The organism is Brevibacillus sp. MER 51, from assembly GCF_023714195.1.
In the GTDB taxonomy this organism is placed as follows: Bacteria; Bacillota; Bacilli; order Brevibacillales; family Brevibacillaceae; genus Brevibacillus.
The window spans coordinates 1-14,621 of sequence record NZ_JAMAUS010000017.1 but is presented as its reverse complement, the minus strand read 5'-3'; the positions used below and the strand labels follow the sequence as shown (position 1 = coordinate 14,621).

At 42.7% G+C, this 14,621-nt stretch carries 14 protein-coding genes and 2 pseudogenes; 4 read left to right on the top strand and 12 right to left on the bottom strand.

What is annotated here, in order from left to right; genetic code table 11:
• Positions 1 to 20: 20 nt before the first annotated feature.
• From M3630_RS26090 to M3630_RS26075, 4 genes are all read right to left on the bottom strand, one after another.
• Positions 21 to 836: a methyltransferase domain-containing protein gene (locus M3630_RS26090; RefSeq protein WP_251254017.1), complete on the bottom strand. Its 816-nt coding sequence runs from the start codon at positions 834 to 836 to the stop codon at positions 21 to 23.
• A gap of 8 nt (positions 837 to 844) precedes the next feature.
• Entirely contained in the window at positions 845 to 1,639 is a 795-nt protein-coding gene (locus M3630_RS26085) for an alpha/beta hydrolase (protein ID WP_221869037.1), read from the bottom strand.
• A gap of 38 nt (positions 1,640 to 1,677) precedes the next feature.
• Positions 1,678 to 4,980, bottom strand: a complete 3,303-nt coding sequence (fabD, locus tag M3630_RS26080) for an ACP S-malonyltransferase (protein ID WP_251254016.1) — start codon at positions 4,978 to 4,980, stop codon at positions 1,678 to 1,680.
• Positions 4,981 to 5,063: 83 nt separating this feature from the next.
• Positions 5,064 to 5,825, bottom strand: a complete 762-nt coding sequence (locus M3630_RS26075) for a 4'-phosphopantetheinyl transferase family protein (protein WP_251254015.1) — start codon at positions 5,823 to 5,825, stop codon at positions 5,064 to 5,066.
• Between the two features lie 370 nt (positions 5,826 to 6,195).
• Here M3630_RS26075 and loaP point away from each other — a divergent pair, with 370 nt between their 5' ends.
• The 4 genes from loaP (at position 6,196) to M3630_RS26055 (ending at position 9,218) form a co-directional block, all read left to right on the top strand.
• Positions 6,196 to 6,729, top strand: coding sequence for an antiterminator LoaP (loaP, locus tag M3630_RS26070; protein ID WP_251254014.1), 534 nt, complete (start codon positions 6,196 to 6,198; stop codon positions 6,727 to 6,729).
• A 229-nt stretch (positions 6,730 to 6,958) separates the two neighbouring features.
• Entirely contained in the window at positions 6,959 to 7,789 is an 831-nt protein-coding gene (locus M3630_RS26065) for a lipase family protein (protein WP_251254013.1), read from the top strand.
• A gap of 38 nt (positions 7,790 to 7,827) precedes the next feature.
• Complete coding sequence (locus tag M3630_RS26060; protein ID WP_251254012.1) at positions 7,828 to 8,646, top strand: lipase family protein; 819 nt, start codon at positions 7,828 to 7,830, stop codon at positions 8,644 to 8,646.
• 161 nt (positions 8,647 to 8,807) lie between these two features.
• Positions 8,808 to 9,218 carry a hypothetical protein gene (locus M3630_RS26055; RefSeq protein ID WP_251254011.1) on the top strand — a complete coding sequence of 137 codons (411 nt, stop codon included), beginning with the start codon at positions 8,808 to 8,810 and terminating at the stop codon, positions 9,216 to 9,218.
• 306 nt (positions 9,219 to 9,524) lie between these two features.
• On the opposite strand, the gene M3630_RS26050 is transcribed toward M3630_RS26055, so the two are convergent.
• The 8 genes and pseudogenes from M3630_RS26050 to M3630_RS26015 form a co-directional block, all read right to left on the bottom strand.
• Positions 9,525 to 9,659 (bottom strand): cyclic lactone autoinducer peptide, encoded by a 135-nt coding sequence (locus M3630_RS26050; protein WP_173608327.1) that lies wholly within the window; start codon positions 9,657 to 9,659, stop codon positions 9,525 to 9,527.
• Positions 9,649 to 10,185 (bottom strand): accessory gene regulator ArgB-like protein, encoded by a 537-nt coding sequence (locus tag M3630_RS26045; RefSeq protein WP_251254010.1) that lies wholly within the window; start codon positions 10,183 to 10,185, stop codon positions 9,649 to 9,651. Before M3630_RS26045 ends, M3630_RS26050 begins: the two co-directional genes overlap by 11 nt.
• Positions 10,178 to 10,834 carry a hypothetical protein gene (locus tag M3630_RS26040; RefSeq protein ID WP_251254009.1) on the bottom strand — a complete coding sequence of 219 codons (657 nt, stop codon included), beginning with the start codon at positions 10,832 to 10,834 and terminating at the stop codon, positions 10,178 to 10,180. The genes M3630_RS26045 and M3630_RS26040 overlap by 8 nt, the downstream gene beginning before the upstream one ends.
• Positions 10,835 to 11,430: 596 nt before the next feature.
• A complete protein-coding gene (locus tag M3630_RS26035; RefSeq protein ID WP_251254008.1) occupies positions 11,431 to 11,649 on the bottom strand; it encodes a hypothetical protein in 219 nt (72 codons plus the stop codon).
• A gap of 132 nt (positions 11,650 to 11,781) precedes the next feature.
• Entirely contained in the window at positions 11,782 to 12,522 is a 741-nt protein-coding gene (locus M3630_RS31350; protein WP_483298477.1) for a zincin-like metallopeptidase toxin domain-containing protein, read from the bottom strand.
• 9 nt (positions 12,523 to 12,531) lie between these two features.
• A pseudogene (locus M3630_RS26025) lies at positions 12,532 to 12,948 on the bottom strand (DUF4280 domain-containing protein); the annotation flags it as partial.
• Positions 12,949 to 13,218: 270 nt separating this feature from the next.
• On the bottom strand, positions 13,219 to 13,470 hold the full coding sequence (locus M3630_RS26020) for a hypothetical protein (RefSeq protein ID WP_251254007.1): 252 nt from the start codon (positions 13,468 to 13,470) through the stop codon (positions 13,219 to 13,221).
• A gap of 1,024 nt (positions 13,471 to 14,494) precedes the next feature.
• Positions 14,495 to 14,621 (bottom strand): annotated as a pseudogene (locus M3630_RS26015) (IS256 family transposase); the annotation flags it as partial.

Here is a 14,621-nt window from a genome sequence, read left to right as displayed (position 1 = left end):
ACTCGACTCCCCCCTTTCTTCTACACCGTTTTCTCACCAACAGCCATGTACAGCTGTCTGAGAATGGAATGACCTTCCGTATTCAGCATGTTTCGCCATGCCACAGATAGCTTGCCCAGCGCCTTACTGGACAAATAACCGTCACGCACCAACTGCACAGGTATGCCTACACCCTCCGACTTTAGAAACATTTCGTACCCGAGAAGCTCACTGTGAGCGCAAATGACTTCGAAATCTATTTTTCCGAGTCCGCCTTGTTTTAGCACCGTTGGCAGTTCACGACCGATTTTCGGGTTGCCACCTTCCGCATAGCGTGCCGCACAGTAGGCATCATATAGTTCTCGCAATTCTGGTACATGTGGGGTGGTCATGATATGCATCTCGAAATCATTGTCGATGAATACCGCTTTGCCACCTGGCTTTAACAACCTCGCTACTTCACGAACCGCACCAACTGGGTCGGGCAAATGCTCCAATACAAGTCGCGTAATGGCAAAATCATAGGAATCGCTGGGTAAGCCCGTTTCCATAATCGATCCCGCGACAATCTCAAATCGATCCAATTGCGTTTTTGTCAAATAGTTTTGGGAATAATCAACGAGAAGAGGATCGATCTCCAATCCCGTCACTCTGCCATTCGGAAACGCCTGCATGACCTTTTCCATCACGAATCCCGGGCCCGAGCCCAGCTCTATGACCGACATCCCATCTGTCAGACCAAACTCGATATAATGCTTCAGCTCCTTATCCCAGAACAGCTCCACCTGCGATTTCAAGCGTTCTATTTCTACCTCAACATTCGTTGCAATGTTTGCGATTTGATAAGAACCTTCCATGTTATTCCCTACCTCCGCTGTTCAGATATCGATTCGTTTAAAAAAGCCAAAATCTCGCCCGCAACAGCTTCCCATTCGGGATCAAGCATCATATCATGACTGATATTTGGGAAAAGAACAGGCTCGATTCCGTATGCTTTGCCAATTCGGCGCGTTGTTTTCTCAGAAATCATCCGATCCTGCTTGGAGCCGATAACCAGCATCGGAGCTTTCGCACTGATGGTTTTTGGAACAATTTTTCCATTCATCTCAGTTCTTGCTTTCAGTGATTCTGGCTGCAAGAGCTTCACCCACTCGTCCTTTTTTTCCATCGGCAGCTCCTTGGAAAAAAAGACATTGGCAAGCAGCGAGGCATCTCTTTTTTCGTTATATGTAAACAATTGCATAGCTTCTTTAAAATTTTTGAACATCAATCGGAATAAGTCACGCATCCCGCCATGCGGAGGAATCGAGGCAACGAGTACGGTTCCCGAGATTATATCTGGATACTGGTGCAAGATCTTCTGCACAATTCCTCCGCCCATGGAGTGTCCGATTAGCACTGGCTTGTTTTTTAGACGCCCGATCACTTCAAGAACATCATCCGTGTAATCCTGTAGGGTGTAGGTATGAAGATGGTCAAAGCCGTCACTTTCACCGTGCCCACGAAAGCTCAGCGCATAGGAAGAAAAGCCTTTGTCCGCAAAATAAGGAAGGAAGTTTTTTTCCCAACACCATGCTCCATGACATGCTCCATGCACAAAAAGAAGAGGCGCTTCGCTAGAAACGCCCTCAGGATGGTATTCTACTAGTTCCAAATTCATTTTCGCCGTTCCTTTCTTATTTGAGAGTCATTCCTTCTTTACTTGCTCGAACCTGTTAAGGCGTAAATACGCTGATTCAAAAGGTTGGCTGTCTCCTTGATCAGCATTTCACCGATTTGATCAACATGACGAGCTCTCCAGCTTTCAACAGCGGTTCCCTTCACCCATTGATTAAAAGAACCTAACGCAGGACCGCAGTAAATCTGATAATCTACTTTATAGCTTTCGGCCCCATCCAAAGCCCAGTCAAAACAGCGGTTAAAATACCATTTGAAAAGTAGCGCCATCTTGTATTTAGGCGTTCGTTCCGCTCTTTTCAGTTCCTGAGGTGGGCAAGTCGTTTTTATTTGTTCATACACTTCTTCAAAGCTGCGTTTAAAGTACTTTTCCTGGAGCTGCTGCTTGGTTTTCTCATCGATTTCATCAAGCGAGTTGTATTGACGATAGAGGTCGTGCAATTTGTTCGCTCTCGCTGGAAAAAATAAGCCTTTTTTCAACACCTGAATTTTGGCTCCCATTTCAAACATCTCACCCGCTGGGGCATACTCAGTGTCTTGAACATTGGCCAACTGCAATGCATCCTTCACCGACTCGCTGGTCGCCGCCTCCACTGTGCACTGGTTAATCGAACCTGTGACAATATAATCGGCCCCAAGCATAAAAGCGACCGCAGCAGCCTCAGGAGTTCCAATCCCACCTGCTGCCCCGATTCTGATCGGCTTACGGTATCCGTACTTTTGCATGAGGTTATCTCGGAGCCTGATCATAGCAGGCATCAAAGCAGAAGCTACGCCGTGATCAGTATTTCCTCCTGAATCCGCCTCCACCGTTAACTCATCCGCCATCGGAACTTCTCGTAACAGACTCGCTTCTGCCCTTGTAAGCTTTTGTTCTTGCACTAATTTTTCTATCAAATACTCAGGTGCGGGACTTAAAAAGGCTTCTGCTACCTCAGGCTGAGATACCTTGGCAAAAATTTTGTTTGCCGCCTCCACTTGCCCGTTCATCCCTCGTCTTAATCCCTTAGCCCGATAGATAATCAACGCAGGGGTAATCGCCATAAACGCAGATGCTTCAATCACCCTCACTTGATAGGCAAGATACAGATCAACGATTCTTTCTTCCATGGATGGATCACTTGGATGATGCAACAAATTCATCCCGTATGGCTCCCCTTGCTGTAGTTCACGTTGAATCTGTTGGATGGCTCGCTCGATTCTATCCAGCTGCAAGCCACCGCTTCCGAAGAAGCCCATCATCCCGGCTTTCCCCATTTTTATGACCAGCTTTTCCGATGAAATTCCCTTGTACATCGCTCCTGCCAGGTAGGGATATTTCAGATTGTAGTCCTGTTTAAATTGCTGATTTCCCAGCGAAGAAGCGGTAATCCCTTTTGGCTGCTCCACGTTGTTCGATATCTCTTCCGCCTGTACAGTGATAGCAACCGGCTTTGCCTCTGGTTCCATGTTTTCCTGCTCTTCTTCCACGTCTATGATCAGCGGCTCTGCTTCATTTCGGATCGTAGTAACCAACTTGGTCAACACAGTACCAGGGCCGACTTCTTCTATTTCGTTTTCTCCCACGGCCAGGAGATATCGAATGGTGTCATTCCACTTCACTGGGTGTGTAATTTGTTCAACCAAATTCCGTTTCACATCGTTCTGCTTATAGGGTCTTGCATGAACATTGGAAATCACAGGAATGGTCATACTGGAAAACGCGAACTGATTCAAATAGTTCTCGAAGCTCTGCTTCGCATCACTCATGTAACGGGAATGGAATGCTCCGCTCACCTTTAGCGGTATGTATACTTTTACGCCCGCTTCCTGAAAAATGGGGTTGGCCCGGTCGATATCTTCTTTCCGACCTGCAATCACAAATTGGGAGGGAGAATTGTGATTGGCAATATCGATGCTGGTCAGATTATTTTCATGTAATACGCGTTCCACTTGCTCCAAAGTAAACCCGATCACAGCCGCCATCCCTCCACCGACGGCCTGACTCATCAACTCGCCTCTTCTTTTTACCAAATGCAGTCCTGTCTCAAAATCAAATACCCCTGATGCAAAAAGCGCGTTGTACTCACCCAAGCTGTGCCCCGCCACATAGTCAGGTTTTTTCCCGGTTTCCTTCACTTTTTTCAGATAGCTAAGCGCATTTACCACGTACAGAGCAGGCTGGGTAAATTGCGTTTTACCTAATTGTTTGTCCGGATCATGCAGACATAGTTCTTTGATGGAATAACCTAATATCTGATCAGCTTTGGCCGTTATTTCTGGAAACTCATCAAAAAGAGAGTCCCCCATTCCTTTTATTTGGGAGCCCTGCCCTGGGAAAACATATGTGGTCATTTTTCTGCCATCCTTTCTATTTGTTTTCAAACTTTTCTTTGAGAATAACTGCTTGATGCGCTCTACATTTTCGCTATCCTTTTTAAATGGCGTGATAATCGAGTAGCATTCTGACTGTGAATCTTGCCGCAGATTTCGCTTTGTAAAATTACTCAAGTTTCCTGCTGGTCCCAAATCCAAATAGATGTAGCTTTGCTGTTTCTCCAGCTCTTGGACAGCTTTTGGAAGCTGCATTGGCTTTCGCACCACTTGCCAAAAGTAGTCAACTGGCAGTTCCTTCATAATTTCACCATGAACACACGATACGAAGGGAAGCTGGGGAATTCCAAATGATTTCTGTTTCAATACCTCCCGATAATGTGGTTCAGCCGGATCGATGTAAGAGGAGTGAAAAGCGTAAGATACGGGTAGTCGTTGACAGATAATCCCTTTGCCTTTGACATAATCGTCCATGCGTTGTAGCTGATGACTGCTTCCGGCAATGACAAAATGCGAATGAAAATTTACCGCTACCAACTCGCTATTTCGATGCAAGAGCGGCTCTTGGTCATACAAATCGGGATTGTGGAGAATCGCAAGCATACTCCCTTTCTGACAATACGTTTCGTAAAGGGTGGCTTGTTCAACCACGAGTTGCAGCAATTCTTCCACAGGCATGATCCCACACACAGCCGCCGCCGCAAACTCCCCCAAGCTGCTCCCCAGACAATAGTCGGGCTTTATTCCGCTTTCCATGAGAACCTGGGCCAGAGCGTATTCCACCATAAAAATGGCGGGATGCGTATAAAGGGTGCGATCAAATAGGTCATTTCGTCGTTTCGTGTCATCATATAACTGGGCAAGGACAGACTCCCCGATCAGGGAATGTACCTTTTCATCTAGCCGAAGCATCCATTTGCGAAATACCGGATTTTGATCAAAAAGGTCTTTTCCCATTTGGTAGTACTGAGACCCCTGTCCAGAAAACATAAACACCACAGGCTTTTCCATGTATGATGCACCCCTTGTTTTTATAAAAGGTTTTTATAAAGAAAACTCCCCACAGCCTGGTCAATTGACCGCTAATGGGGAATTCATAAGCGATTTGTCATGGATTGTTCTATCTCCTGAAGTAGATCCTTTACTACAGCAACACTCCACTCCGTTTTTTTCGGATAGGTGATCGAACATACATAGTCACCAAGGATATAGGAGGCAGTACGGTATTGTGGAAAATTGTCAAAAAGACTAAACACAACCGCATCCCTTACCTCTACTTGGCTTATTTCATAGATATGAAAAGAAGTTGTTAAGCCAGTCTTCAAAACTTTGGATAACGCTTCCTTGACCGTCCAAAAAAGAGTGAGGGTCGTTTCATAGGAATAAGGCAAGGATGACAGCAAGCCGCTCTCTTTCACAGTCATTTGCGTCTCCAGAACTTTATTTCTATCAACGCTAATTCTCTCCATATCAATCCCCATCGGTAGTTCCTCCGAAAAAGCAATGGCAGCGGCAAAATCATCACAGTGGGTGATACTCACTTGGACATTGGTTGTATTCGGCAGGCTTGCGACAGGGTGATGAAAAATGCCCTGTTCAATACATATGCGATCTAAGCTGTCTTCTCCAGTCAAAAACGAAATGGCTCTTTTGGCGACATATCTCCCTGTCAGGTAGCTTTTTACTCTCCGCTCAAATTCCAGACGAAAATAGTACTCGAATTCTTTGGGGTGCAAGAATTTTACTATTGTCAAAAAATCTACGGGAACAGAAAAGTAGCCCATGCACAAACTGGTACGAAACTCTTTATCTGTACTTTTTATAACGAATTCTTTCGTAAAAATCTGTGGGAACACATGCAATCCAATCTCCGCCTTCTCTCGTTCTACGACTATGCCAAAGGGCAGAGCTTCCCCGGTTCGTGGGTAAATAATTACACACTACCGTTTCTCCGTATGACCTCCCTCGTTCCTTTAACGTGCCGAAACATCGATTAAATTCCCTAAGAGATTTTACTTTCGAAAAGAAGCTTATGTAGCTGATTCTTTCTATTTATACAGAATGTTACAACAACCGCATTTATTGCATAACGCGAAAGAATTGGATATATTTAGTATAATACCACAAAATTTGATAATTTATCTACTCAATCATTCCTATTTTTGGTAAAGCAGTAAGCACTCCAGATACTTACGAATCTACTTCATAATGAAAGGATTGCTCATCTTGAAATGGTATGCCATCTTTGTAGAATCCGGTAAAGAAGAAGTCGTTCAAAAGTACCTCAAACTCTATTTTAATGAGCAGTCTTTAAAGTCCGTTGTGCCGAAGAGATTGGTTCCTGAGAAAAAGTCAGGCATTGTGTATAATGTCCTAAAGAATATTTTTCCTGGATATGTACTTATTAAGACTGAAATGACTAACGAAATGTTCCACAAAATCAAAAAAATTCCTAGAAGCTTGCGTTTGGTCAATAACGGTAGTTACTATTCGCAAGATCAGGGCGCTTATTATTCGAGCATTGACGAAAAAGAAATCACCCCGATACTCCAACTCATGGGGAACGGTGAGGTTGTCGATTATTCAAAAGTTTATGTAGAAAATTCAAAAGTGATCGTAGAGTCTGGCCCCCTCAAAGGACTGGAAGGCATTATCAAAAAAGTGGACAAGCACAAAAACAGGGCTAAAATATTTTTAACCTTCATGGGAGTAGAGAAAACAATTGATGTGGGAATTGAAATCCTTTCAAAACCTTTGTAATGGGGTGCGTTGCATACGCGCCCTTTTCCTTTTTCTTCCTCCTGTCCGACAAGCAGTCATATATTTTCCTTATACAAGCACGCATTCCATCGTAAAAACATAGGCTCATGGTAGGAGTCATTCAAATAGGATTGCCCTGCTTTCAATCGGGAGGGGCAGACAAACGTTCGATGTACGATCCATCAAAAGTGTTAGTTCCTTATACTTGTTTGGAAAGGAATTTGTCTACATGGTTTTCTCGGACGAAGACAACATGTTTACTAGTCAGGCTGCCATTTTCCTTGCAGCCATCTGCTATCAGACTTATCTACTATATTTTGAAGGGGAGCTTGTCTTACCCAAAGGTTTTCAACTCCGATACACCATTCGAGCTTCGGCTGACGTAGAGAATCCAACTGAACATATGTATGGTTTTGTGGCCGAATCAAAAGATGAAATCATCATTGCCTTCAGAGGGTACGCAGCATATCCGGCAGACCTTTTGGCAGCCTATGACATCCTGCAAATTCCCTATCCTTTTGTTACAGAGGCAGGGAAAACCTCACGTGGATTTACATGCCTGTATCAGTCAACACGAGATCGGTTACTCAGAAAAATAAATCAGTTTTCTACATCAAAAAAGCTGTTTATTACTGGCCACAACTACGGTGGCGCACTGGCTGTACTGGCAGCTTTAGATATTGCGGTAAACACGCAGTTTAGACACCCAATCGTTTATACCTATGGCAGTCCGCGTATTGGTGACCCCCACTTCGCTTCTCGCTTCAATAAAGTCGTTCCAAATAGCCTGCGCATCGTCAATGTTCACGACTCTTTCCCTACCTTCCCTGATCAAAAGTATCCGCCTCCTTTTACCCAGGAAGGCATCTACTATCAACATGTAAAAAACAAGTTTCCTCTCTCGTTTCAACTGAATAATACACCTCGCAACGATAGTATCGCCTGCTATTTTCAAAGCCTCACTCAGTTTGACCCTGATTACGCCCAAACGCTCTGTGTGGAAAATCCGGGGTTTTGTCCCGATACCGATACGTGTATTCCGTTTCAAGGGAAATGCTAGCTTTCACAACCTTGAAACCTAGAAAGGGAGACACATGAATGATCGATCGTATGTATAACAGCAAAGATGCGATTTTACTTGCGGCCATGGTCCATCAGGCCTATCAGCTTTTTGAAGCAGATTCTCTTGTCTTGCCAAAAGGGTACCTTCAGCGCTTGACGATTCGAGCATTGGCTGGGGTTGAGACGCCGGAGCCAGAGGTATTTGGTTTTGTAGCCGAGTCACCAGATAGTATCGTGGTTGCTTTTCGGGGAACACGCACGTTTAACGACAATGAGTCTGATCAAGATTTGTATCAAGTCCCTTATGGTTTTGTCAGAAAGGCAGGAAAGACCCACCGCGGGTTTACTTGCATTTATCAATCCGCACGAGATGAATTAATTCGGGAGTTGAGCAAGCTCTCTAGATCGAAAAGACTATTTGTTGCGGGGCACAGTTTAGGGGGAGGTTTGGCCGTACTTGCTGGCTTGGATATTGCCGTGAATACGAGGTTTACGCGACCTTTTGTGTATACGTATGGGAGCCCTCGTGTCGGAGATCCTGTCTTTGCTTCCCGGTTTAATGAGACTGTAGCGAACAGTATTCGGATCGTGAATGTTCATGATATTATTCCGACTTTGCCTTCCAAGGTGTACCCTCCTCCGTTTACGAAAAAAGGATTGTACTACCAGCATGTGGATCGGAAGTATTTGTTGGATTTTCAGTTGAATAGTTTAGCTGTAAGGAATCATGAAATTGTTTGTTATTTTAAATTTCTGGCGCAGGAGGAGCCCGGGTTTACGGAGAGGCTGTGCGTGGAGAATGAGGGTTTTTGTCCGGATACAGGGATGTGTGTGCCGTTTTTAGGGGGATGTTGATTCCATTGAATCACTCTCTTTTTTTATGTCCTGTTTATCCACGCCGGGGAGTAATCTCTTAAAAAAATTATTGATAATCATTTTCAACAAGACTATAATGGTTATAATTTCCAAATATTTACTTTCGCTCTTGAATGAGCAAAAAAGGAGGCATTACGATTATGAAAAAAGCTATTTTAGCAGGGGCATTAGGTATTGCTGTACTTACTGGTGGATATTTGCCTGGATTAGAAGTCTCAAAAGCTAGCGCAGCAACAACGGCTTTAGACACGCAAGAGGTTACGAAATACTATTCTCTGAGTTCATACGAAGTGACGCAAAAAGAATCTTTTTTGCTTAAAAAGGGAGAAGAACTGACGATATTTGTAAACAATTCAGGATTCCCGATCTCTTATACAGTCTTTGATGCGGATAATCAAGTGATTGGTACATACCCTGCTAATTCACCATACGGACGCGTCTTCCAAGCAGAAAAAGACGGCAATATTTCTGTACAATTTCAAGCTGGAGCGAATTCTTCCTATATGAAGAAAATGAATTTTACAGCTAAATTCTCACTTTCTAAGCGTTAGGCGTATGTAAAAATAGTAAGGGGCTGTCTCAAAAGTCGCTTTTTCCACTAAGAGACAGTCCGCTTTCATTACTGATTCATAAAACAAAGTTGTCGACGCTAAGGAAATAGGCTCAAAGACAAGAAACCCCCTTGCCTACCAAGGGGGTGAGATAAATTGTACCGCTCTGAAAGAAGCAGTCTATAAGTACCTTACAATCATACATGAATGATCCGTTTATAAAGTTAAAATTTACAAATGGGGCAACCATTTTTCCCCGTTCGATATGAAGTCGAGTGGGAAATGGTCTGTGTCGCTCATTGCTCCTTATTTCTTTAATTCTTCTGGAATTTCAGGTTTCCCCACGAATCCAAAGGATGCTGTAGTTACTGCCAGTACTGCAACGAATGAAGCAATTGCTGAAACATGCTTCGCTACGAACATCATCGCTTTATTTCTCATCTTTTCCACCTCCTTTCAGTGGAATTAGCGTCAGTGCTTGCACAAAAAAGGTTTTAACCAGTGTCTCGCTTTCTATGAAAAATAATGAACTAACGATGGTAATTGAGATGATCTTGAGGAGTACAATCTGATTTTGTTTGAATAGTCGTGATTGCATTTCCATATCTTGCGGAGCAAAAAGTGCTACCAGGACTAATGTGATGATAATAATCGGGGTGACAAAATCATTAGGAAGAGGAATAAGAGGGATGAATACAGCTCCCACTATACTTGTCATGGTGCAGTAGACAGACGATGAATAGTGAAATCCTCCTGAAAATTGACGTAGTACTAAAAATCCGGCCAATGTGAGTAATGTTCCCTGAAAGGTCCCTACCACGAGTGAAATGATGAGGCTAATCGTAATGATGAGCAGCATGTTTATGATGAGGATTAGCCCAAATTTCATGGTAGGGACTGACTTCGTTTCATGTGGATTGATCGACTTTAGTTGTATGGCTATTCTTTCAGCAAGAGTTTCAATCATATTCCCCATCCCTTTTTATAGCCAGCCATGCCAGTATCGTGATTCCGATTGCCATCCCAAAGAAAATCCACACTAAGGAAGCAATTCCATATGTACTTGCTAATTTAAACAAGACCGTTATCAATACACCTGTTACAATGATCAGTGACAAAATCACCATGTTGATTCTATGGTAAATAAAGAAAGGCGCTCCGTCTCTGACAAAGGTAAATTGCAGTCCAAATTTCCTAAGTCCATAGCATAATGCAAAGGTAAGGAGTGCGGAGATTGTCTGGAATATGAACCCCGTGTTGATGGTTCGATCCTCTAAAGATTCAATTGTCTCTAAGGTTCCTATGACGGTCAGGAAGAACACTTCCATCATCTGAATCCCCAAGTAGATTCCAGCTGTTATAATGGTCATTAAGGCAGCATGTCCCCAATTCACATTCCATACCAGGATTAATGCCCCAAAGATTATGACGACTTGAGCTATGGTTGCAAAGTCTCCATATGGCGTAAATTGTCGCAGCCCAAACGAGAAAAGCATTAATACCAGACTCACAAAGAGAATCCGATTGATATGCACAAAAAAACCGAACCTAAATAGCGTAGTCATAAGAGCAAATATTGCAAGGTATTCCAATGTTGAAAATAGGACAAACAGCATGGAACTTTTTCACCTCAATTACTTATATGAGGGTTATATTCTACTAGAAACGACAGATTCCTTCTTTAATTTACCAGATTTGACATTTTAGAGCGTTCGAGTGTCATTGAGCTTAGAAGTATGAGTTTTGAAGTAAAGAAGTGCTTGAGGTACAAATTATCAAAGTGATAACATTGGCGTTTTTACGACCTTAGGGACAGCATTGTCTCCTCGAAATCTGAACAGAACGTATAAACCTGCTCCTAAAGCTCTAACTCCTTCAAACATTAGTGAACCCAAAACAAAAACCGCCCGGTTATTTACCCGAGCGGCTTATTCATCGTGTGTAGCCTTAGTATAGAGCGTTTATCGATTGACTTTCAAAAACCGTCAATAACGTCAGATATGTCAGATATGTCAACTTTTCAGGTGCATATATACGTATACTTTTTTCAGACTTTCTATACGAACATCTTCATTCGTGAAAACTGTCATACAGGTAAAGCAAAGGTTATGTTAGTAAGAATGAGAAGAAGATATTCATTGGACTCTAAGTAACCCACAAAAAAACCTTAAAAAGCAAATCTATTCAAGGTAGTAATAATTACCTGGTTTTATTAACCGAAGAACCAAGCTTCGCCACTTTTATCGTCTACCATTACAAACATTGGTCCTTCTAATAGACTACCTGTTTTTGTTCTTACTTCAAAAGCTACAGCCCAATTATTCGGGTTTGCTCGAGACTTATTAATACTAATGAAATTTAACGTGTAATGTTCTGATGGATGTTTATCTACTAACTCAAATGCTATTCGTTTTGCTTCATTCTCTGTCATCGAATCCCTCCATAATCCAAAATGTAATCAATCGCATGTTGTTTTTCTCTTTCATTTAACATATTCCATCGCTTACTTGAATTAGACAGCATATCGAACACAAATTGTTCAGGTGCATTAAATTGTGTCAACTCATTGTAAGGAACTCTTCCTTGAGTACGTGGTAATTTCAAATATGGCCTCCTTTCCAATATTTCTATATTGAATATAATGCGAGAGTTCATGCCATACTTCATATTGGGTTGGATTACTTCTTAGATATAGTTCACCGTCGTTAGCGTTGAACGCTCCTCCCTTATTAGGTGGTAAAAATTCGTCCCCAACCTTTAATGTTACTCCTCTTTTTTCAAGATATTTGCCTAAAAGCTTCAAATCTTTTTCACTGTAGAGTTTTCCACCAAAGCGAGTTGTCTCTTCTACATAATCAATTTTACCGGTTGCCTTCTTTCCTTTCCTTGCCGCATCCACTAAATCCTTAATGTTTTTACTTCTCCCCAGCGTAAGTGCACTCAAGGCAAGTCCACCAATTGCAATTCCATCCGCAAGATCAACTTTACCATCTCGCAACTTATCCAAGTCTTCTTGCATTGGCTCAATAAAGGCTTCCTTTACAAACACTTCAATACCCTTTGGTAAATCCTCTGCTGCCTTTTTCAAACCTTTTGGCAAATCATTAGCAGCTTTCTCCAAAGCCCCTGGCAACTCACTTGCCGCTTTTTGCATCGCAGCAGGAACGTCTCCCAGCATCGAGATTCCTTTGACGAAACTATCCCACATGCTAGGTTTTTCCTGCGGCTTTTCGCAAGCTGGTCCTTGTCCAAAATCAGCAGCAGACGGCCCGCTATTTGGTGACGACTGATTTCCTATTGTCACACCACCCAAATCCTGCCCGTCATCTTCAATCTTGATCTGCCCACAATAGAAACACATATTTGTTGATTTATTTAGCAATGCCGGATGGCGACCGACCATTTTGTCCGCTTTCCCATCTATCCATGGCATTGTCGTCAGAGGTATGCACGGCATTGGCGTAAGTACACCGTTGTTAGCTGCCGTGGCTGAAGCGACTGTGGGATTTTGTAAGCTACTGCACTTTCCAAAGGGCATGATATTTACGTTGGGAACAAAATCCATGATGTTCATTTGCGGCTTTCCTTTTACAAAAACACCATGGCTGAACGGCATTTTCAGCCGACTCTGTTTACTTCCGCTGCTGCATGATAGAATGGCTCCAACAACCACGTAGCTCTTGCGTTCAGTGCTTGACTGCTGGATGTTGACACCTTCAATATTGGGCATTCAGTCTCCTCCTCTCTGTAAAGGTTTCCATACAGATGGAAGACTCATGGTGATCGTTATGTTGGATATCCAATCTATATTGCAAAAAGGAAATAATACCCACACTTTGAGGTATCGGATGTAGAATGGTTACGAGCAATAGGTATAAAATTACAAATACACCTTTTTGTACAAAAACCACCTTATTCGATTCTGAGTCTGCCCTGCTCGATATACCTTCATCATGGATTAAAGTAAACGAATATTGCCATCCCTCTGCTTATTTGACAATTATTTTGATGGTTTTGAGCAAACTCCGTTCTGGTCATATTGATACAGATAATCCGTTCCCCTAGACAATCCTGCCACCAATTTATACTGAAAGGAGACTTTATCATAATCGAGGTAGACATGCTTTCCCTCCTTTAATACATACCAGTAGCCTGAGGGCGTTTCCAAGTAAATCACTTGGGCCATGCCGATTTCGATGAGCCCGATCTCCTGCTGTTCTTCCATAGCTTCACCATTCTTTTCCTGTGCCAAGCGACTCCCTGCAAGCTAAATAGTACAGAAGTTATGAGAGCTTCATGTAATACAGTTGTGAATCGTTTCATTAACCAATCCCCTGTGGGATGTATATTTTCAATTCTGACATTTAGCAGGAATCGTTTCACGAAAGTAGGCCTGACTGAAAATGCAAAAATACCGCCCGTAGGCGGCTGGTGATTAGCTTTCTATGCTATTGATTATAGACCGGAAAAAGAGTCCCCGAATATATCAAAATGAATCCTCAGAACCCATCTCATCATGGTCGTCAAATGGCACGAGCAGTGGCTGCAAAAGATTGGCTTCAAAGTTCTCCCTGATCAAGCCAGATTGCTTCATCCTGATGCCGCTGTATTACAGGCATCCGGTCATCTACTCATGCACCATTTTTGTGGAATAGTGAACCTAGATTCAATGACTCTAATCATTTCTAATTACAAAAAATCAACACAATGCAACCACTGAGTAGCCTTTTTAATCCTGTCTTCATAATATTTTTTGTTAAAGCTGGACTTTATCATCAATTCACTAAATTTTATGGTTTCAACTAGGATGAATTCGACAAATTCCTTTTTAGGCAGAATCGTTTCTATCTCAAAATCAAAAACCGAGTCAGACGCTTTAACTGAATATTGAATTGTATTATTCGGAAAATCTACTAGTGAGAAATAACTCTGTGTGCTAGTGAATTGAACACTAGCAAAATTAAATTTGATAAATCGACTCACAAGGGATAAAAGGTCGCCCCAAAGATCGGTATCGAATACATGTTTATGCAACAATGTATCCCCGTTGAAGGTAAGATGAATTGCTGTATCAACATACCTGCGACTTCTTTTACATGAGAAGGGTCTGTCAAGAATTTCGTGTAAACTCAATCAACCGTTATATGAAAAGGTTTCATCCCCTAATTGGGACATCTTTCTCGGGTCAATGGAGTCAAGGGCGTAAGGCGAAGCGAACCCTTGACTCCGTTGGTGGAGAGAAAGAAGAATCCCTTCGGGGATGGAGCCTTTCTTTATTAGCGGATGTACGGCTGAACTCGTTCCTCGAAGAAAACGGATAGCTGCAAGAGAATCTGGCCCCAGTTCTGTACTCGCCCCGTCCATTTTCGTAAGACGTCCATCGTTACCAGATACAACATTTTA